This is a genomic window from Prosthecomicrobium pneumaticum, from assembly GCF_014199915.1.
Lineage (GTDB): Bacteria > Pseudomonadota > Alphaproteobacteria > Rhizobiales > Kaistiaceae > Prosthecomicrobium > Prosthecomicrobium pneumaticum.
Genome location: NZ_JACHOO010000006.1, coordinates 1 through 26,344 on the forward strand (window position 1 = coordinate 1; position 26,344 = coordinate 26,344).

Sequence of the window (26,344 nt, forward strand, 5' to 3'; positions counted from 1 at the left end):
GCAGGCACTCGACCATCGGCTACGTCAGCCCGATGGAGTTCGAGCGGAAGGTAGGATTAGCTTAACTGCGCGTCCACGAAACCGGCAGCAGGCCAAATCTCCAGCTCGAAGCCAAAGCTCACATCACAGTCCAGAAATGGATCGATGAGGGCGGGCTTACGGCTCCCACATCTCCAGACGCGCTGCGCGAACTCCATCGGCGCTTTTGCGAGCTGCTCCCACCCGAACTGCTTGTCGTCAGCGATCCTGCAACAGGGCGAGAGATACCGGTCATCCCCGGCGCGCTGCGTGAAGACGACGTGCAGGTAGGGCGGCACATTGCGATCAGCCCTGGCGCGGTTCCGCGCTTCCTCGAACGCTTCCATGGCGCCTATCGCAGGCTCGGGCGCATCGATTCTATCTTGGCCGCCGCCGCGGCCCACCACCGTCTCTTGTGGGTCCACCCCTTCGCCGACGGCAACGGCCGGGTCGCGCGACTTATGTCGTACGCCATGCTCAAAGATGCCCTCGACACGAAGGGGCTTTGGTCCGTCGCGCGCGGCCTTGCCCGCGATGAGAGGAAATACAAGCACCACCTCGCTGCTTGCGACATGACCCGCCGCAACGACCTCGACGGCCGTGGCAATCTGAGCGAGGAAGAGCTCGCAAAGTTCACCCGCTTCTTTCTGGAAACCTGCATCGATCAGGTCACCTTCATGGAAAGCCTGATGAAGCCGGATCGCCTGCGCGACCGCGTGATGATCTGGGCCGAAGAACTCATCCGCGCCGGCGAGCTTCCCTCCAAGTCAGACCTCATCCTCAAGGCCGTCCTTTACCAGGGCGAACTCCAGCGCGCCGAAGCTGTCGCGCTCTTGGGATTAAGCGAACGCGCCGCCCGGCGCGTCACCTCCGCCCTTCTCGATATTGGCGCGCTCACTTCCGAAAGTACGCGGGCGCCGCTCCATCTTGCCTTCCCGGCGAAATTCGCCGAGCGCTGGATGCCGGGACTATTTCCTGAGAAGCGAGACTAACGCAAAACGTATGCGCGTTATGCCCCGCTAGCTCCTTTCAGGTGAAGAATACTTTAGTCTTCGTACAGTACGCCAATGACAAGGCGAACATAGTCGACAATGGGGCCGTCCCACATGCCATCTTCCAGCTCTTCAGTTTGCAGAACGATGGATTGTCCTAAGCCACCGATCGTCTCAAAATGCCTCAGGTAAGGGAATTTGGCAGAGACCGGGGCACCAATTCGTTTCAGCAATTCGCTGCCATCCTTCAGGGTTATCGCCGCAAGCTTCGCTTCGTGTTGCCCGAGTTCCGCGGGGAGCACATGCTCGCCGCCCAGCAGGAGCTGTCCAGGTAGCGCGAGCGGCACAGCACTTTCCTGGTTTAGCCGGTAGACCGCTTTGATCTCATCTACGATTTTATCGCGATCGACCTGAACGGCTTCACGTCCGCTGACCGGTGGCACGCTCTCAACGAGTAGGCAGCCTACAACCCGGTGCAGCGCATAATCCTCCCCGCGGACCATCTTCGTCGGCGGACTTTCACGCGGGTCCGGCGTTTCCGCGGCGAGCGCGTAACCATCGCCTTGACGGAAGAGCCGGCGCGCCAAGGTTTCGCCCTTCCTCCGTGCAATCACAAGATTGCGGTCGCGTCCCGCTGCAGGCGTGGCTTCGACGATCGCAATGTATCCTTTCGGAATTGCGAAGCCAAAATTGTCCGCGCGGATGTAGAAAAGCGACTTGTCATCAAACCAAGACGACGAGAACGCGTCCGTTGCCTCCTCCTGCGACCCTTCGATAGTTCCCGGCCCGCTGAACGCCGCCAGATTTGGATGCACCACAAATCGCCTGTCGCTGGCCGCAATAGACGTAAGCGGAAGCAGATTGTCGTTAGCCGGGGCTTGCGGCAGGCGGTTGTTCGATCGCCAGTCCCGGAATGCGCGGTGAAGATCTTCTATGCCTGACGCGATCGTTCGCAAGTGGGATGCGACCGCCGTCACTCGGCCGTAGCTAACGGCGCCCGGCGTATGATGCGCATCATTGAGGACCGCGTAGCACTCGCTGTCGGCCGCCAATCCGGGATGGCGCGCAAACTTAGTAACGGACGCGTGAGAGAATAAAGCGCTTGGCGGTGTCGCGACGAGTGAGCGAAGATAATTCAGATGATCCCCCAGCGTGGGCTTCATGGCGGGGCTGGCGTAAGCTGGATAGGCTGGATCATCGAAGAGGTCGCGCAGACGCGTCTCGATATAGGTTCTCGTCGTCGTGGCATATCGCAGGGCAGCCGGATGATCGTCGATGTTCTGCTCAAAAGCCTGCCTGTCCTCATCCAGTTGCCTTCTGGCGGGACCGAGCGCAATCGTATCGCGCCTTGCATTGACCCCATGAATGCTCTGATGGGTGAAGGCGCATTTTGTCGTGGCTTCCGAGGCGATCATCATCGCGAAATTGCGATCGTAAGTAGTAATGATCGGCTGGGCAGTACCCGCGGCGAGCTCCACAATCACATCAGCCATCCGGCTACGGTTGTGCTCGTCGAGGAGCTCTTGCGGATCATCGAGAAGAAGAAGCTCAAGGCCACCTCTGACGCGAAGCACGTGCTCCCTGAACGCCAGAAAAAACGCAATGAGGCTCGCCCTTAGGGCAGAAGCGTTGGAGATATGCTGGGCCGGCGCGGAAATCTTGCCATTTCCCGCCTGAAACTCGATGACGCCTGATGCACTCATGGCCGTTCGTTTGATGAACGGGCCGGAAACGGGTGCCATGTATATCTTGGCACGCCAGCGCGCGGCGCTGCTTTCAAGGTTCCTCTGAAGAGCCTCGATTTGAGCGGAAGCCAGTGTGCCAAGGCGTTCCAGCTCGGCAAGTGCCGTCCGGGCCTCGTCACAGGCCTTGATAGTAGATTCTGCCTTGCGACGTTCGGTAAGCGCCTTGCTCATGCGTTCGCAATACTCGATTGCATCGGTAATAGGGGAAGCACCGTCTACAATCGACTGAAGGGCACCTAATTTGCTGCTGAGCGGCGACTGAGTATCCATCTGCGTCGCCGGATCGGGCCCGGCATCTCGGCCGACAACAGCGGAGAACAGGGTACCGAGTGCCTCCTTCGCCTGTCTCCGCCAGGCGGCGAAGGAGATCGCGCGCTGAATCCGCCCGACAGCCTTCTCCAGCACAGCGACATCGCTTCCGAGGCCTTCCGGTGCGCTCCAGAGTTTAGGCTCCCGATAGTCGAGAAGCAGACTTGCCTGTTCTTCGAAGTTCGCTCTTGTCTCCACCTGCAAGGCGGATAGCGCTCCGACGAAGGGTTTGGCGCTGAACAATTCCTCGCATACTGCTTGACGGAGCAGCACGACAGGGGACTCAGGCAAATCCTTGCTGCGCTCGTCCCGGAGCGCTGCTGGCAGTTTGTCAGCAAGCAGCGCGTTGCAGCGTTGCGCCCAGCTCTGGATAGTCTGGGACAAAAGCTCAGGCTCTTCATGGCGAGCCTCCTCCAGATGTACGCGCACCAGCTTTCCCGTGGCGGCGTCAATCTGATCAACCAGCGGGCTGTTGCATATGTGGCAATGCACATCGGTCGCAACGCCATTCGCCAAGGCCCACGAGGCAACCGAAGCATAGAGATGCTTGCGGGCGGCAAGCGGAGGGTCGGAAATTAGCGCTCCCAAGGTCGCGGCTTGGGAGAAGATGGCGTCGAGGAGAGCATTCGCGTCTTTCATCTCGTCGTCCGAGAGCTTTCCAAGGCCTCCCAGCCTTGCCGCACTTTCGAGTTGGCCAAGACGCTGGAGTTCCGCCCTCGCGAACGGGATACTCTCTTCAAGATTTGCACGCGCAGCAGCGTCGTCGGGATCAAACGTGCCGCCGATGATCTGCCTCGCGGCCTGCAGGGCGGCGGCCTTTCTACTGACGAAGTGCGATTGCAGCTGCGCAACCTCGATTTCGGCCCTCCCGTCGGCCGTGGGAACCGGCAATGCACCCTCCGGTGCCATGGCGGGAAACTCCTCTATCCTTCCCCTCAGATCGTGAACCGCCTCATTGAACCTGTTGTCCGCATCAACAATGCGATCTTCCGCGCGTTTGCGCAGTTTGTCCTTGATGTAGGTCGACGCCCGTTCAGCATGACGCTGTAGGGTGGTGAGCTCGGAGAGTCCCGTAAGCTGTGAGACGGCTCGCCCTAAATCCGACGCCTCGCCCAACTGCAGATGTTGGAGTACTGCCGGCATGGTGGTGCTGATGGTGAACGCCACGGGGTCGACGCCGAGCGAGGTGAGGTTAGGCGGCTGCTCCGAGAGCTTGCCGCGCTGCGTACGGGTCTGAGTTCGTCGTATGGGCGGTAGTAGAACGCCTTCTTCGTCTGCAAATGTAAGTTCGACCCAAGTATCAACAGGGATTTTCTGGTCAGGCGCGGGCATGAAACCAGACAGCGAGGGTAGCGGCGTTACGGGAGTCAGCGTATGAGCGGTGAAAGTTGGCCCCTCATCACCTTCACGTTCGACAAGGCTGTCGAACTCTTCGGCACCATTGGCTGGCGTTCTCTGCGGGCGGAGAACCATCCCGGTAAGGCACCACACAATCGCATTCAACAAGGAAGTCTTGCCCGAACCGTTCCAGCCTTCGAGCAGGGTCAGGGAGTCGCTTGGTTGAAAAATAAAATCAGGCGGCGCCTCTGACTCCGAACCATATGCGTGAAGTCCACCGAAACGATGCGCGCGCACGCTGACCAGTCTCAGGCGATGATTGGCATTGGCAATCGCGATCGACGGCACGGGCAAAGAAGGAACTGGCTTTCCGACGCACTCGACAATAGCTTCCGCGTCCGCTTCGCTCATCCGTCCCTGCCATTTGGTACGATTGACGCGATACCAGTTGAGGATCGATTTGGCGTTACCGGACGAAAGCTCAAAGCTTCCACTATCGACGATAACCGGCTGGCCGCTAATGAGGTCCGAAAAGAGACTGTCGAGCGTGTGCAGATGGAGGGCGCGCTGCTGCCGCCCCGCCTGATTAACTGTCACTTGCTCCGGCCCGCTCATCGCATCGCTCGTTTGGATCGTCGTTATTAAGTTGAGACCGCTTATATTAGTCTAGAGGCTCAAACACTTCCACTGTCGAGTATTTTCCGTATACGGACACTGTGCACGCAATGCTGGTCTATTGGCGCGAATGAGGCTCGATGCCCTTTGAGCGCCACGGCCTGGGGGATGCAACGGGGGCGCGCAGCGGCCCCCTTGCCAAGATGCGGGGTACTACCCCGCACATCTTGCGATCAATTCTATCTCCATCCTGCCCACAAGAGTATTTGCCATATCCCCACTCCGATGGTCACCAGCGTCGCGACGAGTCCGACGCTCTTCATGCCCCGGCTTTCGAAAAGCCTGTCCAGTGCAATGCCGTATCCGCGCGATGCCGTCTTTAGCTTGCCCGCAAGCAGCTTGCGGACGACAGAATGCAGGAAGCCCACTTTGCAGAGAGTGGAGTTGTGCATCCTGATAAATTCGTTGTTGCGGAAGGCCTGCACTTCCTCCTCGCCGGTGAGAAAGTGCCTGTGGCGCCCGCCGTTAAGTTCCATGAGCGACGTCATCTTAGGATGCGCCGCATAGTCGCCGCCATATCTGTCCGCTAGGAGATCGTTAAGGTTCAGCCGCCTTTCTACTGGAATAACTGGCGCATCATTGCCCCCGAGAACGCGATATCGGTGCTCAAGATGTTCGAAGCCGTACGTGAGATTCCGCATGTTCCAGTGGACCCAGTACTTGTCGCGCCTGTCCCGCACGAAGGTGTAGAAGTCCTGGAGAAGGCGGCGCTCGACTTCGTCGAAACGTTCGATGACAAGCTCACGTGGAATGTGAAGCTCTTCCGCAATCGCATGCGTCGAGAAGCTGACAGTCTGCTCCGTCGCATAGTGCGTAATCCCGATCGAGGTGATGCGGGGGGAGAGCGCCTCGTTGTCGTCGTAGAGGCTCTGACACGAATAATGTATCAGATAAAGGTTCTCGGGATGCTTCTTCCCCTCATCAATAAAGTCTCTTGCTGTATATATGCTCACAGTCCGCCCTCGCGCTCTGTAAGCATTATCTTTCGGCCCTTGAAGGTCAAGTTTTGTAGTGTGCCTACCCACCGTCGGGCGGGGTTTGGGGCTGGCGCGGGACCGCTCCCGCGCCAGGGGCAAACGAAGTCGGCCGGGGTCGTGCCCCGGCCGGTTCGTCACGGCGATGTCAGACGGGAAACACCCCATTCGGCCGCCGCCATCGCTTCGATGAGATCGTCACGGACGCCAGCCACGATGAGCGCAGCCCACGTCCCATTCTCCTGGGCGTAGAGCCGGGCGAGCGGACACGCCATGCCGGTGGGCGCATACCAGATCAGCCGGTATCCGCTCCCGTCCGGCTCCCACGCCAGAGCGCCGCGGCCATCGGCGAGGCTCGCCAAGGCCGCCGCATTGGCGTTGAAGACACCGGCGATCCAGTGACGCAGCAGCGCCTTGGTGCGCTCGTCACCGAGCCCGCCGGTATCGGCCAGAGCCTGCGCAAGAAGCGCAGACTCCAGCTCGGCGGTGTAACGGGCGGCGGTATCGTCGCCCGCGATGTCGGCGAAGGAGCGCATCAGTACTCCCTCGCCAGCATGATGGTGAGGACACGGGCCGTCTTCTTCGGATCGGCCGGGTCTTCGCTGCCGCCGGTCAGCGTCGGATCGTAATAGTCGATCTTCCAGAAGATGGTGCCGGCGCCGTCCTGCCGGAACGAGCCGAAATCGTGCTCGCCGTAAGGGTCGTTGTCCGGCGTGAAGGCATCGAACGTGCGCACCTTCGCGACGATGCTCTCACGCACCGGGAACGGCAGGGCATCGATGCCCGATGTGATCATCACGCGTCCGCCGATGAAGGTCATGCGCAGGACATCGTTGAGATCGGCGATGGATAGAGGCGCGCTCATCGCGCACCTCCCTCTTCCAGCGGATAAAGGGCGAAGCCCTCCGAGACGATCTGCGTGCCGCTAAGCCGGACGAAGAGCGAGCCGTCTTCCCTGGCCCAGGCAACCCCGATGCGCTCGAAGCTGGCATTCTCGCCCTGGCCGGTGCGGATTTTCGCGACATGCGTAGGCGGATTGCCCGAAGGCGGCGGATTTTGCGCGGGAGCGCGGTTGCGATTGTTGAAGTTGGACATTTGAGTTTCCTTTCGTTGATGGGCTGGACGATCCAGCCGATGCGTCGAAAGGGGCGGGCCGATTGAGCCTTGCGTGTCATGGCCGACACGGGAGCGTCAGCGAACGGAGCGGGCTGGCCATTGACGCGAGCGAAGCGTCAGGCGCGGCCTGCCATCCTCGCGCATCAACTGGCTGGTGCGTCCAGTGCCCGGAAGAGGAAGGAAGAGGAAATTCATCCGGATAACTTCAAGGCATCTTTGCACCGCTGCGCGGAAACGACCGTTTTTGTGGTCAAATCAAGGCATGCACTCGATCATCCGCAACAACAGGCAGTCCTTCGATTTTCGTCGTGTTCGAAAGGGTTGGGAACGTCGGCGCGAAAACGGTCCTTATTGCGCAGGCCAGCGGGGCGTGCAGGAGGCAGGCGCCCGATGGTGAGAAGGATCGGATATCTGCGCGTCTCCACGGCCGAGCAGCGACCCGATCGCCAGATCGACGGGCTCAGGCATGTCTGCGACGCGCTCCATATCGAAAAGCTCTCCGCGCTGGCGCGTGTGCGTCCCGTCTATGAGGGCATCCTCGCGCAGCTCGGCAGCGGCGACGTGTTCGTCATCTGGGACCTCGACCGCGCGTTCCGCTCCGCCAAGGATGCGCTCAACGAACTCGACCGCCTGCGCACGCGCGGCATCTCGATCCACATCGCCAATCTCGGCCTCGATACGACCACGCCTTACGGCACGCTCCTCTTCACCGTTGTCAGCGCGCTCGCCGAATTCGAGCGGCGCCTGCTCTCCCAGCGCACGCGCGAGGGCCTTGCCGCCGCGCGGAAGCGTGGCAAGCGGCTCGGCCGTCCGCCCAAGCTTTCACCGCGCCAGGTCGAGCGCGCCGCGCGCCTGCTGCGCGAGAAGCGAGAGACTGTGCGCGAGATCGCAACCCGCTACGGCGTCCATCCCTGGACGCTCCAGCGCGCCGTGAACAGCAAACGACCCAAGGGGAAGACCAGCCATGCCGACAGCAAGGGACATACTCGACGAAAGACTGGCGCGCGGGGAGATCACCGCGCAGGAACATGAGGCGCTCGCCGCGCGTCTGGGCAATGGCGGCGGTAGTGCCGCGCCGGCCGCGATGCCCTCGCTCAAGCTCTCGAAGGGCGGCGTTGCCACCAACATTTTCGGTGTTGTCGGCGCTCTCGTCTGGGCCGGCCTCACCTCGAATGTCGTCACCGGCATGATCGAAAGCTGCGTGCAGGGCGGCGCGTCAGCAGCCGCCTGCCGCACGAGCGCGGTGAACTGGCCGATGGTCTACGGCTCCTACGGCATCGCGCTTCTTGTCGGCGGCTTCAGCATCGCCGCTCTCGTCATCTCGAAACGCGCCGGTAGTACCGGCAGCGCCGCCCGGTAGTACCGCTCTCGGTACTACCGTCCTCCCAACCGATGGAGAATGCCATGTCCAATCAAGACACCCGCGCCGGTATCCAGCATCAGGTGCGCAATTCGGCCAATCCGCCGAAGGTCAACTCCCAGAATCCCGCCTGGAAGAACGAAGCGATCGCATCCGCTGGCGGAAAGAAGAAATAGACTTCGCCATCTGGTCCTTCACGGCGGCGCGTATCGCCGGCCTGAAGCGCGGCGGCAGCGTATTCGCCGTGTCGCGGGCAAACGCATCGAGGCCGGCGGCATAAGCCGCCTCGATGTCGGCCATCGCCGTGTCGAGCTGGCGCTGAAGAAGGAACAGGCTGACCTTGCGCTTGAGGAACGGTGATAGCGGCCGGTCGAGCGGGCCGCTCATCCGCAGGATATAGCGAATGTCGCGCGAGCGGTCGGGGGGCGACACGTTTGCGGGCACCCGCCACGCCTCCTCCTGCCGGTAGAGCAGTTCGGCGATGTGCTCATCGCGAGTGCGCTCCGTCACGCCCCGCCGCTTTTTCAGCGCGGGCTGGAGCGCCGCGATACGCCGGTCGAGCCTGTCCTCCTCGTCGTCGGCAAAGGCCTGCGAAAGGTGCTTCTCCAGGGAGGAGATGTAACCGATCTCGATCAGCCGGCGCCGGATGAGCTCATAGAGGCGGCGCACGGTGTGATAGGGCAGCCTCGTGCCTGACGCGGCGGCGAGCGCGCTCTCGCCGCTCGCGAACGCGTCGATGATCTTGTTCCGCTGGTAGGCCGATACGCTTGCCGGCGGCGTTCGCTCGCTTGAGTCTGTCGCCATCTATGTCCCCGCCCCGTCAGAGTTTTTCGCGCTGAGCCGTTCAAGCACCGTCAGGGAAAACTTGCGCTGCGGCTTGCCCGGTGCCACTCTTCATCAGCCCCTTCGAACACCTCTTCTTCTCGCTTTTTTCAAAGCGGGAATCCGTCAGGGAGTTCGAAGAATGCTCATTTTGCATAGCCTCTTACAGACCGTCGAACAAAACAGTCATAACAGTCGAAATAGGAATAATTTCCTTGACTGTTCTTTGTTTGTTCTATATCTTGTGCTGACTGTTTTGTCAGGTGACCGGAAGGAGGTGTGTCATGGCCAATGACAAACCTCACGCTTCCGGAAGTGAAGTGCAGCCTTTCGCTGTCGAGTTCACGGCTGCCGATGCCGAGCGGTACAAGCCGCTTCTCGAAGACCTTGAGATTTCCGATGAGCAGGCGTTCGAGTTCCTCTCGACGATGTGGTCGATCATGGCGCGCTTCGTCGAGATGGGTTTCTCGCTCGAACCTTGTGGGCAACTCCTAGAAGACTTCGAAAAGGCCGCGTTGAGCGGGCACAGCGGCGTAAACTTACGCCCACCGACACAGACAACAGATTCAATCAGCAGCGAGGACGCTCCTGGAGATAGACGATGACGAATGAGAGACAAAAGCCCGCAATCATTTATGTGCGGGTGAGCGACGGCAAAGCCGGAAAGCGCGGCGATGGCTTGCGCTCGCAGGAAACCACATGCCGCGACTTCGCACGCTACGCGGGCTACAGTGTCGATGCGGTGTTTTCCGATGACATCACAGGCGAGGTGATGAAGCGGCCCGGCATGGATTCCATGCTGAAGTTTCTCAAGAAACATCGTTCTGCCGAGTACACCGTCATCATCGATTCAATCGATCGTTTCGCGCGCGACGTGCGGGGCCACTGGGATTTGCGCGACCTGCTTCGCGAAGCGGGCGGCAAGCTCGTCAGTCCCAAGATGGAGTTCAAGGACGACGCGGACTCCGTGATGGTGGAGAACATCCACGCGACTTTCGCCCAGCACTTCCGTCAGAAGAATGCGGAGCAGACGCTGCGGCGCATGAAGGCGCGCGTCATGGGCGGATATTTCGTTTTCCATGCGCCGCTTGGCTATGAGTACCACAGGGTCGTCGGCCAGGGGCAGATGCTGCGCCCCGTGGAGCCGGTTGCCTCCGTCATCCGTGAAGCGATGCAGGGATACGCTGACGGCCATTTCACCAACCAGGCCGCCGTCGTCGAGTGGCTCCAGAACAATCCGCTATTCCCCAAGGGGAAGTCAGGGATCGTTCGCCAGCAATGGGTCAGTCACCTCTTGCGCAGCCCGGTCTACGCTGGCTACGTCGAGGCACCGAGATGGGGTGTCCCGCTGACGAAGGGCCACCATGAGGCGCTTATCAGCTTCGAGACCTTCCAGAGAATTCAGGACCGCCTGAGCGGCGCGGCGCCCAAACCGCGCAAGGACCATAACGACGACTTCCCGCTACGTGGGTTCGTGAACTGTCACTGCGGCACCCCTTTGACGGCCTGTTGGTCGAAAGGTCGCATGAGCAGGCACCCGTACTATCTTTGCCCTAACAAGCGTGGCGGGTGCCCTGACTACGGCAAGTCGATCCGCCGTGACGTTCTGCACGCGGACTTCGAGAAGCTGCTGCGGTCATTGACGCCCAACGAAACGATGTTCGGCATCGCGACGCGCATGTTCGAGGAGCTGTGGAAGCGCCGCCTTGAACGCGCACAGGAGCAGGTGAAAGCGCTCAATACAGAGCTGGTCCGGATTGACCGGCAGGTGTCGCAGCTGCTGGAGCGTATTCTCGACGCGAGCCTGCCGAGCGTGATCAGCACCTACGAGCAGCGCATCGCGCAACTCGAAAAAGAGAAGATCGTGATACGTGAGAAGGTGGAGAGCGCAGGCGCTCCGAAGGGAAATCGCGACCGCGCACTTAGAACCGCTCTCGCGTTCCTCTCAAGTCCTTGGAATCTCTGGAGTAGCGAGAGGCGCGAAGACCGAAAAACAGTGCTCAAGCTCGTGTTCGGGGCTCGCCTCGAATACGTAAGGAATGAGGGACTTAGAACCCCAAATCTGACCTTGCCTTTCAAGGTCTTAGGTCAAATTTCCGGTGAAAATCGGTGGTTGGCGCACCCGACAGGATTCGAACCTGTGACCTCTGCCTTCGGAGGGCAGCACTCTATCCAGCTGAGCTACGGGTGCGAGCCGGGTCGCGTCGCGACCCCGTCTCCTTAGCCGAAGCGGGGCGCGCGTTCAATGGGCGATGCCGGCGTTGTCGTGTCGGCCCCGGGCACGCACTGCCGGGGCGCGACGGCCGGGCGGCGCAGCGCGAGCGATCGGCCGGAGTGGCGGAGGTCCCGTCCGCGTCATTCAACCCGAGCTCGCCCGACCCTCGGCCGCGCCAGCCGCCACCCTCACTCCGCCGCGGCGGCCTCCTCGAGCGGGGCCGGCAGCGATTCCGGGGCGGCGAGGGCCGGGGTCGCGGCCTGCGGGCGGAAGAAGCGGCAGAGCCGCGCGATCGTCGGGCGCAGCTGGTGGCGGTGGACGACCATGTCGACCATGCCGTGATCGCGCAGATATTCCGAGCGCTGGAAACCCTCGGGCAGCTTCTCGCGGATCGTCTGCTCGATGACGCGCGGCCCGGCGAAGCCGATCAGCGCGCCCGGCTCGGCGATCTGGATGTCGCCGAGCATCGCATAGGAGGCGGTGACGCCGCCGGTCGTCGGATTGGTCAGCACGACGATATAGGGCAGGCCCGCCTCGCGCAGCGACAGGGTCGCGACCGTGGTGCGCGGCAGCTGCATCAGCGAGAGAATGCCCTCCTGCATGCGCGCGCCGCCCGAGGCGGCGAACATCACGAAGGGCACGCCGCGGGCGACCGCGGCCTCGGCGCCGGCGATCACCGCCTCGCCCGCCGCCATGCCGAGCGAGCCGCCCATGAAATCGAAATCCTGCACCGCGGCGACCACGGCAACGCCCTCGACCGCGCCGGCGCCGACGAGGATCGCGTCCTGCAGCCCGGTCTTGGTGCGGGCGTCCTTCAGCCGGTCGGTATAGCGGCGCTCGTCGCGGAAGCGCAGCGGATCCGCCGCCGCCTCGGGCAGCGGGATCGCCTCGTATTCGCCGCCGTCGAAGAAATGGCCGAGCCGCTTCTTCGCCCCCATCCGCATGTGATAGCCGGAATTCGGCATCACATAATGGTTCGCCTCGAGATCGCGATGGAACACCATCTCGCCGGTCTCGGGGCACTTGACCCAGAGATTCTCCGGCACTTCCCGCTTGTTGAGCAGGCTCTTGATCTTCGGACGGACGACGTCGTTGATCCAGTTCATCGGCTGATCCCTCAGGCGGCCGCGTCGCGCCGGGCCTCGCGCACGCCGCGCGCGAGCGCGGTGACGAGGCTCGTGACAGCGGAGAGCGTCCGTTCCGTGGCGCGGTCTTCAGCGTCGAGCGAACCGGCGATCGCCGCGACGATCGCCGAGCCGACGACGACGCCGTCCGCATTCTCCCCGATCGCCGCCGCCTGTTCGGCCGTCCTGACGCCGAAGCCGACCGCGACGGGAAGCGCCGTGTGGCGCTTGATCCGGCCGACCGCCTCGGCGACCCGCGCCGTGTCCGGCGCCGCCGTGCCGGTGATGCCGTTGACGGAGACGTAGTAGACGAAGCCCGATGTGTTGGCGAGCACGGCCGGCAGCCGCTTCTCGTCGGTCGTCGGGGTGGCGAGCCGGACGAAATTGAGCCCGCCGCGCAGCGCCGGCAGGCAGAGCTCCTCGTCCTCCTCGGGTGGCAGGTCGACGACGATCAGCCCGTCGACGCCCGATTCCTTCGCCTCGGCGACGAAGCGCTCGACGCCATAGTTGTAGATCGGGTTGTAATAGCCCATCAGGACGAGCGGCGTCGTGTCGTCGCCTTCGCGGAAGGCGCGCACCAGCGCGAGCGTCTTGGCGAGCGTCTGGCCGGCCTTCAGCGCGCGAAGCCCGGCGGCCTGGATCGCCGGACCGTCGGCCATCGGATCGGAAAAGGGCATGCCGAGCTCGATCACGTCGGCGCCGGCCGCCGGCAGCGCCTTGACGAGGGCGAGCGAGGTGTCGGGGTCGGGATCGCCGGCGGTGACGAAAGTGACGAGCGCCGGCCGGCCCTCGGCGGCGAGCGCGGCGAAGCGGGCGTCGATGCGGGTGGAGGTCATGCGAGGCTACCCATGAGAGAAGCGGTGCGGCGCGGAAGGGGAACCCCCTCTCCGGCTTGCAGCAGAAGGGAGGGTGAGCGAGGTCCCCGGCGTGGCGAAGAAAAGGCCCTCACCCTTCGCGTCCAGGTTCGCTTCGCTCGCCAGGAAGCGAAGCCCTCTCCCGCGCGCGGGAGAGGGGGCGCGGCGTCGGCGCTCGGTCTGAATACCGACTGAACTCGGCGGCCCGGATCCATTATTTGAGGACGAGCATGGGGGCGCAGAGGAGAAGCCCCTCTCCCGCCTGCGGGAGAGGGGAAGAGGGCCGATGCGCGCCGGGTGCGCCGCCTCAAATCTCCATCCCCATCAGCTTCGCGACGGTGTGGACGTCCTTGTCGCCGCGGCCGGAGAGGCAGACGATCATCGTCTCGTCCTTGCCCATCTGCGGCGCGAGCTTCATCGCCTGGGCGATGGCGTGCGCCGATTCGAGCGCCGGGATGATGCCCTCGAGCTTCGTCGTCAGCTGGAACGCCTCGAGCGCCTCGTCATCGAGCACCGGCACATATTTGACCCGGCCGGTGTCGCGCAGCCAGGAATGCTCCGGCCCGACGCCGGGATAATCGAGGCCGGCCGAGATCGAATGGCCCTCGAGGATCTGGCCGTCGGCGTCCTGCAGCAGATAGGTGCGGTTGCCGTGCAGCACGCCCGGCCGGCCGGCATTCAGCGAGGCGCAGTGCTCCGCGCCGTCGAGGCCGTGGCCGCCCGCCTCGATGCCGTAGATCGCGACGGAAGGGTCGTCGAGGAAGGCATGGAAGGTGCCGATGGCGTTCGAGCCGCCGCCGACGCAGGCGAGCACGGCATCGGGCAGGCGCCCCTCGCGCTCGATCATCTGCTCGCGCGCCTCGCGGCCGATCACCGACTGCAGGTCGCGCACCATCTCCGGATAGGGATGCGGTCCGGCGGCCGTGCCGATCAGATAATAGGTCGATTCGACATTGGTCACCCAGTCGCGCAGCGCCTCGTTCATGGCGTCCTTCAGCGTGCCGCTGCCGGAGGTGACCGGCTTCACCTCGGCGCCGAGCAGGCGCATGCGGAAAACGTTCGGCTTCTGCCGCTCGACATCGGTGGCGCCCATATAGACCACCGCCGGGAAGCCGAAGCGGGCGGCGACCGTGGCGGTCGCGACGCCGTGCTGGCCGGCGCCGGTCTCGGCGATGATCCGGGTCTTGCCCATCCGCCGGGCGAGCAGGATCTGGCCGAGGCAGTTGTTGATCTTGTGGCTGCCGGTGTGATTGAGGTCCTCGCGCTTGAAGTAGATCTTGGCGCCGCCGAGATGTTTCGTCAGCCCCTCCGCCAGATAGAGCTTGGACGGCCGGCCGGCATAGTGCGTGGACAGGGAAGCCAGTTCCTCGCGATAGGCCGGATCCTCCTTCGCCGCGGTCCACGCCGCCTCGAGATCGAGGATCAGCGGCATCAGCGTCTCGGCGACGAAGCGGCCGCCATAGAGGCCGAAATGGCCCTGGCCGTCGGGGCCGGTGCGGAACGAGTTCGGAAGGGTCGGAGCGGTCACGGGGCGATACTCTCGAGCTGGCTGCGGGCGGCGATCGGCCCAACGGCCCTTACGGCCGAAACGAAGGCGTGGATCAGGTCGGGGTCCTTGACGCCGGGCGCCCGCTCCACCCCGGAGGAGACGTCGACGCCGATGACCGGTGCGGCGGCGAGCGCGGCGGCGACATTGCCGACCGACAGCCCGCCCGACAGCATATAGGGTCCGGCTTCGAGGCCGGCGAGGAGGTCCCAGTCGAAGGCGATGCCGTTGCCGCCCGGCAGGGCGCCCGGTCCCTTGGGCGGCTTGGCGTCGAGCAGCACGCGGTCGGCGACGGCCGCGAAGCGCGCCGCGGCGGCGAGATCGCCGGTCGCCGAGACGCCGACCGCCCGCATCACCGGGCGGCCGAATGTCCGCCGGGCGGCGCGGATCGTGTCCTCGTCCTCGGTGCCGTGCAGTTGCAGCCAGTCGGGATCGACGGCGGCGACGAGATCGCCGAGCGCCGGCAAGGGCACGTCGACGGTCAGCGCGACGACCGCCAGCTTGCCGCGGGCGCGCGCGGCGAGCACCGCGGCCCGCTCGGGCGTCACGAAGCGGGGGCTCTTCGGATAGAAGTTGAGACCGACCATGTCGGCGCCCGCCGCGATCGCCGCGTCGAGCGTCTCCTCGGTCGAAAGGCCGCAAATCTTCACGATCGTCCGCATGGAGCATGCATGTGGCACGAAGCGGCGCGCGAGTCCAACCCCTCGCGTGCCGCCGCGGCTCAGAGCGCGCCGAGCCGGCCGATCACGTGCACGGCGGCGGCGAGATCCTCGATCGCCGTGCCGACCGATTTGAAGAGGGTGATCTCCTCGGCGCTCCTGCGCCCGGGCGCCGTGCCGCGGCAGAGGTCGAAAAGATCGCCCTCGATCGCGGCGAGCGCACCGGAGGCGAGCGGCTGCACGATGTCGCCCGCCTCGGCGCTCGCCCCGGCGCGGGTGTCGACATAGACCCGCGCGCGCCGCACCGCCGCGTCGTCCGCCTCGCGCATCGCGGGGGTGAAGCCGCCGACGAGATCGACATGGGCGCCGGGCGAGAGATGCGCGCCGGTGACGAGCGGGACGGCGGAGAGCGTCGCGGAGGAGACGATGTCGGCCGCGCCGAGCGCCGCGGGAAGGTCGGCGACCGCCCGCACGCAGAGGCCGGGCCGGTCGAGTCGGGCCGCGAGTTCGGCGGCACGCTCCGGCGTCCGGTTCCAGACGGCGACCTCCTCGAGCGGCCGGATCGCGGCATGGGCGGCGATGAGATGGGCGGCGAGGGCGCCCGCGCCGATCATCAGCAGGCGGCGGGCATCCGGCCGGGCGAGATAATCCGCGGCGAGCGCGGAAGCCGCCGCGGTGCGCCAGAGGGTCAGCCGGGGCCCGTCGAGAAGGGCGACCGGCGCACCGGTCTCCCCCGACATCAAGAGATAGGACCCCTGCACCGTCGCGACGCCCTTCCCGGCATTGCCGGGAAAGACGCTGACGAGCTTGACGCCGAGATGGCCGAAGCCGCCCTCGCCCGCCCGGCTCTGCCAGGCCGGCATCAGGAGCAGCATGGCATCGCCGGCATCGGGCCGGGGAATGGCGTGGTGGTGCCGGACGGGAACCGTCACCTCGTCGCGGAAGGCGGCGCGGAGCGCCTCGACGAGCCCGTTGCGGTCGAGCACCCGGTCGATCGCCGCGGCGTCGACGATGCGCATCAGGCGGCGTTCCGGCGCGGCGGGATGGTGAGCGCCACGGAGGGCGGCGCCGCGCCGCGCTCCTTGCGCGCCATCTCGGCCCGGAGCCGGCGGGCGGTGCGGCGCCAGCGACCCTGCCTCAGCCAGGCGGCGACGCCGCCGAGCACCGCGCCGAGGGCGACCGCGGCGAAGAGGAGCCAGAACAGCGGCACCTCGAAAGCGATGACGGGGTCCGCCGGGTTGAACGGGTCGAGCGAGACCCGAACGGGCGTCCGGTTGGCAACCGAAAGGGCGATGACGAGGATCGCCACGGGCAGCACGACGGCAACGGTGATCAGGCGCCGCATCGGCTCTCCTTTCCGAGGGGGGCGGTGCGCGTCAGACGTCGTTGAGACGCTCGCGCATTTCCTTGCCGGTCTTGAAGAAGGGCACGTATTTCTCGGTGACCTCAACTTTCGTGCCGGTGCGCGGGTTGCGCCCCTGCCGCGCCGGCCGGTTCTTGACCGAGAAGGCGCCGAAGCCGCGCAGCTCGACCCGGTCGCCGCGCGCCATGGCGGCGACGATCTCGTCGAGGATGGCGTTGACGATGTTCTCGACGTCGCGCTGGTAGAGATGCGGATTCTGCTCCGCGATCCGCTGCACAAGCTCCGATTTGATCATCGCGGCGCCCCCTCAGCGTCGGACAGACCGGCCGGAGCGTGCCAAACCGACAGGAGACCGTCAAGGACGAGGGGGGAAGAGGGGATCAGCCGCTCGGCGCCGAGGACGCGCAGCAGCGCCGGCGGGAGGCCGGCCTGCTCGGCGAGCCAGACGACCGCGGCCTTCGACAGCGAGAACGGACCGCCGGTCCGGTCGACCGGCTTCCAGTCGACGACCGGCAGGGCCGGATCGACGTCCTTCTCGTCGGCGAGCCAGGCGATCGCCGTGTCCTCGCCGCCGATCGCGTCGACGAGCTTCGCATCGAGCGCCTGCCGGCCGGAATAGACCCGGCCGTCGGCGAGCCGCAGCGTCGTCGCCCGGTCGAGGCCTCGCCGCTCGGCGACGATGTCGACGAACCAGTCGAAGGTGTCGCGGATCAGCGCCTCGATCACCGCGCGCGCCTCGGGCGTGGTCGGCTCGAAGGGCGAGGGCTCCGCCTTCAGGGGCGCCGACTTGATCGACTCGACCTTGATGCCGAGATGGTCGAGCGCCTGGCTGACCTCCGGATACTGGAAGATCACGCCGATCGAGCCGGTGATGGTCGAGCGGCGGGCGACGATATGGTCGGTGGCGATCGCCGCCATATAGGCGGCCGAGGCGCCGACGCTGCGCATCGAGGCGACGGTGGGCTTCGCCTCGGAAAGCCGGCGCAGCGCATCGTAGAGCGCCTCGCCGCCGGCGGTCGAACCGCCGGTCGAATCGATCGCCACCACGGCACCGCGGACCGCATCGCTCTTCGCGACGCTGTCGATCATCTCGACGAGATCGCGGTCGTCGGAGATGAAGCCGCTGATGGTGATGCGTGCAATGTGCGGCCGGCTGCGCTGACCGAAGGCGTCCGGCCCGGCGAGCGCGACGACGGCGGCGGCGACCGCGATGGCGAGGAGGAGGAAGGCCGCCACCCGCCAGAAGGAGAGCTTTCGTCTCAGCCGTCGCCGGTCGACGATCTGCTCCGCGTCCATCGCCATGCCGCGTCTCCGTTTCTTCGCCCCCCATAAGGGGTTAGCGGGATCGCTCGGCAAAAGCAAACGGCGCCCGGCGGGGCCGGCCGGCGGGCAAAAGAAAACGCCCCGGCCGATGGCCGGGGCGCGTGTCGTGTCGGTTGCGGGCGCCGGTGCGGCGCGCCCGATCAATCCTCGTCGGACTGACGGGCCTTGAGCGCAGCACCGAGAATGTCGCCGAGCGACGCGCCGGAGTCGGACGAGCCGTACTGGGCCACCGCCTCCTTCTCCTCGGCGATCTCGAGAGCCTTGATCGAGACCTGGATCTTGCGCGCCTTCTTGTCATAGGAGAGCACGCGCGCATCGACCTTCTCGCCCCGGGCGAAACGGTCGGGCCGCTGCTCGGAACGGTCGCGCGACAGATCGGCGCGACGGATGAAGGCCGTCAGATCGGAATCGGCGATCCGGACCTCGATGCCGCCATCCTTGACGTCGAGCACTTCGCAGGTGACGACCGAGCCCTTGCGGATCTCGCCGCTGCCGCCGGTGTCGACGACCGCCTCGCTGCCGATCTGCTTGATGCCGAGCGAGATGCGCTCCTTCTCGATGTCGACGTCGAGCACCTGGGCGCGGACGATGTCGCCGCGGCTGTACTCGTCGATGACCTGCTCGCCGGGACGAGACCAGTCGAGATCGGAGAGATGGACCATGCCGTCGACATCGCCGTCGAGGCCCAGGAACAGGCCGAACTCGGTCTTGTTCTTGACCTCGCCCTCGACGATCGTGCCCTTCGGATGACGCTCCGCGAAGGCTTCCCACGGGTTCTGCAGCGTCTGCTTCAGGCCGAGCGAGATGCGGCGCTTCACCGGGTCGACCTCGAGGATCATCACCTCGACCTCCTGGGAGGTGGAGACGATCTTGCCCGGATGGACGTTCTTCTTGGTCCACGACATTTCGGAGACGTGGATCAGGCCCTCGATCCCCGGCTCCAGCTCCACGAAGGCGCCGTAGTCGGTGATGTTGGTGACGCGGCCGGTGAACTTGGCGCCGACCGGATACTTGAGTTCGATGCCCGACCACGGGTCGGCCTCGAGCTGCTTCATGCCGAGCGAGATGCGGTGCGTCTCGTGATTGACGCGGATGATCTGCACCCGGACGGTCTGGCCGATCGACAGCACCTCGGTCGGATGGTTGATGCGGCGCCACGCGATGTCGGTGACGTGCAGCAGGCCGTCAATGCCGCCGAGGTCGACGAACGCACCGTAATCGGTGATGTTCTTGACGACGCCGTCGATGATCTGGCCTTCCTCGAGGCTCTGGACCAGTTCGGAGCGCTGCTCCGCCCGGGTCTCCTCGAGCACGGTGCGGCGCGACACGACGATGTTGCCGCGGCGCTTGTCCATCTTGAGGATCTGGAAGGGCTGCGGCGTGTGCATCAGCGGGCCGACGTCGCGCACCGGGCGGATATCGACCTGCGAGCGCGGCAGGAAGGCCACGGCGCCGTCGAGATCGACGGTGAAGCCGCCCTTGACCTGGTTGAAGATCACGCCGGTGACCTTCTCGCCCTTGTTGAACATCTCCTCGAGGCGGACCCAGCTCTCCTCGCGGCGCGCCTTGTCGCGCGACAGGATCGCTTCACCGACGGCATTCTCGATGCGCTCAAGATAGACCTCGACGGTATCGCCGACCTGGATGCCGCCTTCCTTGCCGTTCGCGCCGAACTCCTTGAGGGCGACGCGGCCTTCGGTCTTCAGACCGACGTCGATGACCGCGAGATCCTTCTCGATCGCGACCACGCGGCCCTTGACGACGCTGCCCTCGAAAACATCGCTCTCGGATCCGAAGGATTCGTCGAGAAGCGCGGCGAAGTCCTCGCGCGACGGATTGTTGCTTGCCATGAAAACTCCTGGTGCCTTGATCGCGCCGGCGGTTCGCGTTGCGGGATGCTGCGACCGACCCGGCCCCGACGGCTGATCGGGGCTTCCGCTCATGGCGGACCGGCGCTCACAGGTCGGGGCGCAGCATGGACATCGGGCCGCCACATGCCCGGAGAGCATGTGCAAAGGCCCGGCAGGCTCGAAGAGCCGGACCGGGCACGGACGACGGCTCGCATATAGCGAGGGACGGCTCCGGCCACAAGCCGGAATCGTGCCGGACCGCCGCCTCGCCCGGTCAGCCCGCCCGCGCCGCCTCGACGATGGCGATCGCCGCAGCGAGCGCGGCCTCGCGATCGAGCGCGCTGGTGTCGAGGAGGACGGCATCCTCGGCGCGACGGAGCGGCGCGCTCGCCCGGCCCGAATCGCGCGCGTCGCGCTCGAGGATCTCGGCGAGGATGCGCTCATAGGGCACGTCGCGGCCCTTCGCCGCCAGTTCGTCGGTGCGCCGGCGGGCCCGCACCTCGGGCGCCGCGGTGACGAAGATCTTGACGTCGGCATCCGGGCAGATCGCCGTGCCGATGTCGCGTCCGTCGAGCACGGCGCCTTCCGGCCGGCGGGCGAAGCCGCGCTGCAGATCGAGGAGCGCGGCGCGCACCGCGGGGTGCACCGCGACGCGCGAGGCGAGTTCGCCCGCCTCGCGGCCGCGCAGATGCGGATCGGCGAGCCGCGCCGGATCGAGCGCGGCGGCGACGCGGGCCGCCGCCGCGGCGTCGTCGGGATCGAGCCCGGCCTCGGCCATCGCCCGGCCGACCGCCCGGTAGAGCAGGCCGGTGTCGAGATAGGCGAGGCCGTAATGCGCGGCGAGCCGCTCGGCGAGCGTGCCCTTGCCGGCGGCCGCCGGTCCGTCGATGGCGATGATCAAGCGCCCGTCTCCGGCGCGCCGAAGGAGGCGCCGAGCGCCGTCATCAGCGTGCGGAATTCCGGGAAGCTCGTCGCGATCGGACCGGCATCGTCGACCGCCACGGCGACCTCGGAGGAGAGGCCGAGCACGAGGAAGCTCATCGCGATGCGATGGTCGAGATGGGTCTTCACCGTGCCGCCGCCGAGCTTCGCGGTCGGACCGGTGACGGTGAGCGATTCCGGCCCTTCCTCGACGGCGACGCCGTTCGCCGCGAGACCGGCGGCGACCGCGGCGATCCGGTCGCTCTCCTTGACGCGGAGTTCGCCGAGCCCCTCCATCACTGTCCTGCCCTCGGCATGGGCGGCGGCGACGGCGAGCACGGGATATTCGTCGATCATCGAGGGGGCCCGCTCCGGCGGCACGACGACGCCCTTCAGCCGGCTCGACCGGACGCGGATGTCGCCGACGGTCTCGCCGCCGACGTCGCGGCGGTTCTCGATCGTGATGTCGCCGCCCATTTCGATCAGCGTCTCGATGAGGCCGGTGCGCATCGGATTGAGGAGCACGTTCTCGATCGTCACGTCGGAGCCCGGCACGATCAGCGCGGCGACCATCGGAAAGGCGGCCGAGGAGGGATCGCCCGGCACGACGATCGGCTGGGGCTTCAGGTCGCGCTGGCCCTCGAGCCGGATGATCCGGGCGCCGTCCTCGCCGGTCTCGATCTCGATCGCCGCACCGAACGCCTTCAGCATCCGCTCGGTGTGGTCGCGGGTCATCACCGGCTCGATCACCGTGGTGACGCCCGGCGTGTTGAGCGCGGCGAGGAGCACGGCGGACTTCACCTGCGCCGAGGGCACCGGCACGCGGTATTCGATCGGCAGCGGCACGGAGGGACCCTTGATCGTCAGGGGCAGCCGGTCGCGCGAGCGGGCGAGCACCTGGACGCCCATCCGCCGCAGCGGGTCGAGCACGCGGCCCATCGGCCGGCGGCAGAGCGAGGCGTCGCCGGTGAAGGTGGTGGCGAAGGCGTGGCTGCCGGCGAGGCCCATGGCGAGGCGCACGCCCGTGCCGGCATTGCCGTAGTCGATCACCCCCTCCGGCTCGAGCAGGCCGCCGACGCCGACGCCCGAGACGCGCCAGGCCCCGGCGCCCGTCCGCGTGACGCTCGCACCGAAGGCGCGCATCGCCGAGGCGGTGCCGAGCACGTCCTCGCCTTCGAGCAGGCCCTCGATCGCCGTCTCGCCGAGCGCCAGCGCGCCGAACATCAGCGCCCGGTGCGAGATCGACTTGTCGCCGGGAACCCGGATGCGGCCGGTGAGCGGGCGCGATGCGGCGGCGGCGAGCGGTTCCGGGCCGGCGTTGGGGGTCGACATGTCCGGCGGTCTCCCTTGGAAGTTTCCCGGTCGGTTGGGCGCAGGGCGCGTTCCGGGCGGTCGCGAAAGCGGGGCTCGGATAGCATGGCGCCGACCGATCGTCACGCGGGGGTCGCGCCCGCCGGAATTCTTGTGTTGCGCGTCCCCCCTGCAGCGATTATGGGAGGCCGCTTCTTCTGGAGACGAGGCTTTCACCGTGGCGAAACCGGAACTCGGCACCAAGCGTATCGATCCCGAGACGGGGCGTAAGTTCTACGACCTCAACAAGGACCCGATCGTCTCGCCCTATACCGGCATCTCCTATCCGCGCTCGTTCTTCGAGGCGACGACGGCGAAGGCGCGGCCGCAGGCCGCGGTCGAGCCGGAGGAGGAGGAGGCCGAGGACGAGGAGGCGGCCGAGGGCGCCGAGTTCATCTCCCTCGAGGAGGCGGACGACGAGAGCGCCGGTCCCGGCGCGACCGAGGATGCCGACAGCGAGGACGAGGCCGAGATCGACCTCGCCGAGGACGACGACGCCACCTTCCTCGAGGAGGACGAGGAGGAGGGCGACGACGTCACCGACATCATCGGCGGCGTCGACGAAGAAGAGCCCTGATCCCTCCGAAAGGGGCTTGATTTACAAAAAGGCGCGGCCTAGGTTCCGCGCCGCTCCGGACCGGTCCCCAAACCGGTCCGACACGAAGGTCGGGGCCATAGCTCAGTTGGGAGAGCGCTTGAATGGCATTCAAGAGGTCAGGGGTTCGACTCCCCTTGGCTCCACCAACCTTCCCGCTGCAGCCGGGCGAGATATTCGCCGGATCGGCATCCTCAGGGTGTGATTCGGGTCTGAGCAGGGTGAGCGGACTCCCGGAGTTCCCAGTGAAATCGCCGCCGGAAGCGTTCCGGGCGGCTGTTCGGGCGCCCGCGGGCCGCGAGCCGGTGACGGGACTGCCGTTCCGCTCGACCGACGGGTCGAGCGGCCGAGCGATCCATGTCGCCCCTGCCGCATCCGCCCCGCGCGGCCCGAGGCGCGACCCGCCATCGGCCGACAGCGCCAGTGCGGCGGCCTCGCCCGCGACGCCCTCATCATCGTCCAACCCGGGCTGTTTCCGCCGTTCGCGGCCGGTCCCGCACGGTGTTGGTTTGAGCCAGCCGAGATTCCATCCGCATGGCGGGCGCAATTCCCGACCGGTGCTGCCATCGTGCGCAAAACCGTGGAGCTTCGACCCGAGCTTGGCACGCCGCCCGACAAGCGGCTTCTGCGTCGACGCGAATGCGAGTTTGAAATCTTCCGCAGCGTGGAGGAGGCGGTAGAGCTTCCCGCCATCCGCGCAGGATTTACAGAGTTGAGGGAATTCATCTCGCGGGCACAGGCCGTGCTGCAGCGGCGCAAGGCGCGCTCAGGGCGATCTCTGGAACTCCACACCCGGGAAATCCTGATTGAGGAGGGCTTCCGCGAGGGAGCGGATTTTCAGCACGGTCCGCAGTCTGAACCCGGCAAGCGGCCGGACTTCCTATTCCCTTCAGAGGCTGCCTATCGCGATCCGGCTTTTCCGACGACCCGGCTTCGAATGCTCGCGACCAAAACCACGTGCCGCGACCGTTGGCGGCAGGTTATCAACCAGGCAGACCGCATCTCGGTGAAGCACCTGCTAACCCTGCAAGAGGGCGTGTCCGAGGCCCAGTTCCGCGAGATGACGCAGGCAAATGTACAGCTTATCGTCCCGGAACCGCTGATCGAGAAGTTCCCAGCCAGCATCCGAACTGACATTGTGACGCTTGAAAGCTTCCTCGGCGACCTACGACTGCTGGCACCAGGGACACCGTAATAAGTTTTACAGGCGCCTCACCAGACTTTGGAGCATTTGCACTTGGCGCCGACGCTCACTTGAGCGATGAGGCACCTTAAACAACCGATTCCATCAAAGAAAATGGCGCCCCGCCCTGGATAAACATAACGAATACACATCGCCGTTTGCACTCCTATAGAACCGCCGCCGCGCGCCTGTAGCCGCCCTATGGCGTAGTGCGACGCCGCTGATTATTCGAGAAGCATCGGGGGTAGGATCAACGGCCCACACTTTCGAGCCTCCCGATGGCAAGTTGCCTCTGCCGCCGCCGTAGATACCGCTTGGTCGGATTGCGTAGTGCAATTACCTCGGCAGATGAGGGGAACGCGATTGAATCCTTGGCCAGTGATACCCGCCGACGTTGTTGCCTGGTTCCGTGGCGTCTTCGCGGACGCAAACCGCCACGTATGTGAGCGCCTGGCCAATCTCCCCAATATCCGCGAGACATCGCTCGATGACGGATTGATTGAAGCGCTGATCCCCAACAGTGCGCCGACGCTCCTGCCTTCGGGCGCGATCATCCGCATGGATACTCACAACATCGGTGGTTTGCGGCGCCTAGGCGCTCCCCATTGGGATTGGGATTTTCCGCAACGCCGGCGTTGGGAAACGGCGGATATTGCGATCCTCGTCTTCGTCTATCGACAAGACAAGCTGGTGGCGAAGAAGATTGGCCTGCTCCAATCCAAACGTCTCTTTCCGACTAACCATGATGTCGAAGACGAAGATGAAATTGGTTTCCTTCATGGCATGAATGCGTTCATCCGCCGCGATGGGCAGCAAGCAGCCGCCGCACTCCACCGAACCTACAGCTTCGACGAAACCTGCACCTTCGCCGCAATTCAGGCTGGACACCGACAGGTCGAACTGATCGACACGCTCAATCGGGATTTCGGCAAGGCCGTCTTCTACCTGCTCTACGCACCGCCTGAGCTTCCCTACGCAGTTACCTACCCCCTGCGAAAACGAATCCGCGTTGGCGACATGCCGGTCGGAAATCGGGTGGTCGATGCCGACAACCTCCACCGCGCTCTTGTCGAACTCAATGACGGCCAATCTCCCACCTTCAGCCTGCTGAAATCCGCCTGCGTCGGGCGGGATTGGCCGCTCGAAACCTGGGCTGCCGATCTGCTGCTGACCTGTCAGGTTGGACAGCAGTTCGATGACAGCAATGACGATCGCGTCCGCTATTTCCTCGAACGCCGATCGGGGCCCATTGGGGCGGCTCTCGCTGCATCAATTACCCTGCCGGGCGAGGCCTGAGCCGTGCGAAGTGGCGATATCCCCTTCAAGTTCGATCTGACCGATCTCCTCGCCCGCGCTCGCCGCCAAGTCGCTGGCCGGATAGGTGACGTCACCTTGAACTTGCCTTTCATCAGCATTGCGGTCAGCCCTAAAGATCGCGAGCGCCGTGTGGCGCGCGAGATCGTCCTCCGTTTGCGCGATCGGCGCGTCCTATCTGCGTGGGAATGTTGCGACGATTGCATCGAGAGAGCTCTCACTTCGCTCAAGGAAATCCGCCAGTTGATCGTCGACAAAGAGGTGGAACTCGCCGAGTTGCAGGACGGACCGCTGTTCCTTCTGCTCGATGCGATGGCGACTGGTATTCGACAGTTTATGACTTACGAGGAGCTGTTGCGGCGCGACAAGGATGCGCCCCCGCATCCACGTTTCGGCGAGTTTCATCGACCGCCGGACGTGCGCCAAGCCTATTTCGACGGCCTCGAAATCTTACGCGGACACCTGAGCCGGTGTCTCGGGCAGATCGCGCTCATTGCCGGCATGCCCGTGCCGACCGAAGGCATCATTGAGAACTACCAGGGGCCGTGGCAGCTAGAAGCCTACGAGGCGCCGCCTCTGCTGCCACCACCCCCCGAATGACCTGCGCTACGGCTGCTCGGAAGCCCAGGCGCTTACAACGGTGGCGTCGCTTCCCGCACCTGCCGATCACAAGGTTGAGCCTAGAGAACCATTAGAGA

25 protein-coding genes, 2 tRNA genes and 1 pseudogene are annotated in these 26,344 nt (G+C 65.2%); 10 read left to right on the forward strand and 18 right to left on the reverse strand.

The window, feature by feature from the left end:
- The first annotated feature begins 227 nt into the window (after positions 1–227).
- Complete coding sequence (locus tag GGQ63_RS14110; protein ID WP_246429807.1) at positions 228–1,010, forward strand: Fic family protein; 783 nt, start codon at positions 228–230, stop codon at positions 1,008–1,010.
- A 53-nt stretch (positions 1,011–1,063) separates the two neighbouring features.
- Here the strand turns inward: GGQ63_RS14110 and GGQ63_RS14115 are convergent, their stop codons facing one another.
- From GGQ63_RS14115 to GGQ63_RS14135, 5 genes are all read right to left on the reverse strand, one after another.
- Positions 1,064–5,017, reverse strand: coding sequence for an AAA family ATPase (locus GGQ63_RS14115; protein ID WP_183856997.1), 3,954 nt, complete (start codon positions 5,015–5,017; stop codon positions 1,064–1,066).
- 239 nt (positions 5,018–5,256) lie between these two features.
- The gene (locus GGQ63_RS14120) at positions 5,257–6,030 is read right to left on the reverse strand and encodes a hypothetical protein (RefSeq protein ID WP_183856999.1); all 774 of its coding nucleotides are present in this window, start codon (positions 6,028–6,030) and stop codon (positions 5,257–5,259) included.
- Between the two features lie 158 nt (positions 6,031–6,188).
- Positions 6,189–6,587, reverse strand: a complete 399-nt coding sequence (locus GGQ63_RS14125; protein ID WP_183857002.1) for a hypothetical protein — start codon at positions 6,585–6,587, stop codon at positions 6,189–6,191.
- Positions 6,587–6,916 carry a DUF3768 domain-containing protein gene (locus GGQ63_RS14130; RefSeq protein ID WP_183857004.1) on the reverse strand — a complete coding sequence of 110 codons (330 nt, stop codon included), beginning with the start codon at positions 6,914–6,916 and terminating at the stop codon, positions 6,587–6,589. The genes GGQ63_RS14125 and GGQ63_RS14130 overlap by 1 nt, the downstream gene beginning before the upstream one ends.
- Positions 6,913–7,146, reverse strand: a complete 234-nt coding sequence (locus GGQ63_RS14135) for a hypothetical protein (protein ID WP_183857604.1) — start codon at positions 7,144–7,146, stop codon at positions 6,913–6,915. The genes GGQ63_RS14130 and GGQ63_RS14135 overlap by 4 nt, the downstream gene beginning before the upstream one ends.
- 411 nt (positions 7,147–7,557) lie before the next feature.
- Between GGQ63_RS14135 and GGQ63_RS14140 the strand changes: the two genes are divergently transcribed.
- Together GGQ63_RS14140 and GGQ63_RS14145 are read left to right on the forward strand one after the other, a co-directional pair.
- Entirely contained in the window at positions 7,558–8,199 is a 642-nt protein-coding gene (locus GGQ63_RS14140) for a recombinase family protein (RefSeq protein WP_183857006.1), read from the forward strand.
- Positions 8,132–8,527, forward strand: a complete 396-nt coding sequence (locus GGQ63_RS14145; protein WP_183857008.1) for an SHOCT domain-containing protein — start codon at positions 8,132–8,134, stop codon at positions 8,525–8,527. The genes GGQ63_RS14140 and GGQ63_RS14145 overlap by 68 nt, the downstream gene beginning before the upstream one ends.
- A gap of 111 nt (positions 8,528–8,638) precedes the next feature.
- Here the strand turns inward: GGQ63_RS14145 and GGQ63_RS14150 are convergent, their stop codons facing one another.
- Positions 8,639–9,331 carry a hypothetical protein gene (locus GGQ63_RS14150; RefSeq protein ID WP_183857010.1) on the reverse strand — a complete coding sequence of 231 codons (693 nt, stop codon included), beginning with the start codon at positions 9,329–9,331 and terminating at the stop codon, positions 8,639–8,641.
- A 302-nt stretch (positions 9,332–9,633) separates the two neighbouring features.
- On the opposite strand from GGQ63_RS14150, the gene GGQ63_RS14155 reads away from it, so the two are divergent.
- On the forward strand, positions 9,634–9,954 hold the full coding sequence (locus tag GGQ63_RS14155) for a hypothetical protein (protein ID WP_183857012.1): 321 nt from the start codon (positions 9,634–9,636) through the stop codon (positions 9,952–9,954).
- A pseudogene (locus GGQ63_RS22415) lies at positions 9,951–10,970 on the forward strand (recombinase family protein); the annotation flags it as partial. The gene GGQ63_RS14155 and the pseudogene GGQ63_RS22415, both read left to right, overlap by 4 nt.
- A 493-nt stretch (positions 10,971–11,463) precedes the next feature.
- Here GGQ63_RS22415 and GGQ63_RS14165 read toward each other — a convergent pair.
- The 12 genes from GGQ63_RS14165 to aroA all read right to left on the reverse strand — a co-directional run bounded on the left by GGQ63_RS14165 (position 11,464) and on the right by aroA (position 22,536).
- A tRNA-Arg gene (locus GGQ63_RS14165) sits at positions 11,464–11,540 on the reverse strand.
- A gap of 212 nt (positions 11,541–11,752) precedes the next feature.
- Positions 11,753–12,670 (reverse strand): acetyl-CoA carboxylase, carboxyltransferase subunit beta, encoded by a 918-nt coding sequence (gene accD, locus GGQ63_RS14170; protein ID WP_183857014.1) that lies wholly within the window; start codon positions 12,668–12,670, stop codon positions 11,753–11,755.
- Between the two features lie 11 nt (positions 12,671–12,681).
- The gene (trpA, locus tag GGQ63_RS14175; protein ID WP_183857016.1) at positions 12,682–13,524 is read right to left on the reverse strand and encodes a tryptophan synthase subunit alpha; all 843 of its coding nucleotides are present in this window, start codon (positions 13,522–13,524) and stop codon (positions 12,682–12,684) included.
- Positions 13,525–13,849: 325 nt separating this feature from the next.
- Complete coding sequence (gene trpB, locus GGQ63_RS14180; protein WP_183857018.1) at positions 13,850–15,070, reverse strand: tryptophan synthase subunit beta; 1,221 nt, start codon at positions 15,068–15,070, stop codon at positions 13,850–13,852.
- A complete protein-coding gene (locus GGQ63_RS14185) occupies positions 15,067–15,750 on the reverse strand; it encodes a phosphoribosylanthranilate isomerase (protein ID WP_183857020.1) in 684 nt (227 codons plus the stop codon). The genes trpB and GGQ63_RS14185 overlap by 4 nt, the downstream gene beginning before the upstream one ends.
- A 59-nt stretch (positions 15,751–15,809) precedes the next feature.
- The gene (gene lhpI, locus GGQ63_RS14190; protein ID WP_183857022.1) at positions 15,810–16,766 is read right to left on the reverse strand and encodes a bifunctional Delta(1)-pyrroline-2-carboxylate/Delta(1)-piperideine-2-carboxylate reductase; all 957 of its coding nucleotides are present in this window, start codon (positions 16,764–16,766) and stop codon (positions 15,810–15,812) included.
- The gene (locus GGQ63_RS14195; protein WP_183857024.1) at positions 16,766–17,092 is read right to left on the reverse strand and encodes a lipopolysaccharide assembly protein LapA domain-containing protein; all 327 of its coding nucleotides are present in this window, start codon (positions 17,090–17,092) and stop codon (positions 16,766–16,768) included. Before GGQ63_RS14195 ends, lhpI begins: the two co-directional genes overlap by 1 nt.
- A 31-nt stretch (positions 17,093–17,123) precedes the next feature.
- Entirely contained in the window at positions 17,124–17,405 is a 282-nt protein-coding gene (ihfB, locus tag GGQ63_RS14200; RefSeq protein WP_183857026.1) for an integration host factor subunit beta, read from the reverse strand.
- Complete coding sequence (sppA, locus tag GGQ63_RS14205) at positions 17,402–18,412, reverse strand: signal peptide peptidase SppA (protein WP_183857028.1); 1,011 nt, start codon at positions 18,410–18,412, stop codon at positions 17,402–17,404. Before sppA ends, ihfB begins: the two co-directional genes overlap by 4 nt.
- A 161-nt stretch (positions 18,413–18,573) precedes the next feature.
- Positions 18,574–20,283 (reverse strand): 30S ribosomal protein S1, encoded by a 1,710-nt coding sequence (gene rpsA, locus GGQ63_RS14210; RefSeq protein WP_183857030.1) that lies wholly within the window; start codon positions 20,281–20,283, stop codon positions 18,574–18,576.
- 274 nt (positions 20,284–20,557) lie between these two features.
- Complete coding sequence (gene cmk / locus GGQ63_RS14215) at positions 20,558–21,184, reverse strand: (d)CMP kinase (protein ID WP_183857032.1); 627 nt, start codon at positions 21,182–21,184, stop codon at positions 20,558–20,560.
- Entirely contained in the window at positions 21,181–22,536 is a 1,356-nt protein-coding gene (aroA, locus tag GGQ63_RS14220; protein ID WP_183857034.1) for a 3-phosphoshikimate 1-carboxyvinyltransferase, read from the reverse strand. The genes cmk and aroA overlap by 4 nt, the downstream gene beginning before the upstream one ends.
- A gap of 196 nt (positions 22,537–22,732) precedes the next feature.
- Between aroA and GGQ63_RS14225 the strand changes: the two genes are divergently transcribed.
- The 5 genes from GGQ63_RS14225 to GGQ63_RS14245 all read left to right on the forward strand — a co-directional run bounded on the left by GGQ63_RS14225 (position 22,733) and on the right by GGQ63_RS14245 (position 26,246).
- A complete protein-coding gene (locus tag GGQ63_RS14225; protein WP_183857036.1) occupies positions 22,733–23,131 on the forward strand; it encodes a TIGR02300 family protein in 399 nt (132 codons plus the stop codon).
- Positions 23,132–23,222: 91 nt separating this feature from the next.
- Positions 23,223–23,298, forward strand: a tRNA-Ala gene (locus tag GGQ63_RS14230).
- A gap of 419 nt (positions 23,299–23,717) precedes the next feature.
- A complete protein-coding gene (locus GGQ63_RS14235; protein WP_210308523.1) occupies positions 23,718–24,344 on the forward strand; it encodes a type II restriction endonuclease in 627 nt (208 codons plus the stop codon).
- 366 nt (positions 24,345–24,710) lie between these two features.
- Positions 24,711–25,628: a hypothetical protein gene (locus tag GGQ63_RS14240; RefSeq protein ID WP_088712622.1), complete on the forward strand. Its 918-nt coding sequence runs from the start codon at positions 24,711–24,713 to the stop codon at positions 25,626–25,628.
- A gap of 3 nt (positions 25,629–25,631) precedes the next feature.
- Positions 25,632–26,246, forward strand: coding sequence for a hypothetical protein (locus GGQ63_RS14245; RefSeq protein ID WP_054725869.1), 615 nt, complete (start codon positions 25,632–25,634; stop codon positions 26,244–26,246).
- Positions 26,247–26,344 lie beyond the last annotated feature (98 nt).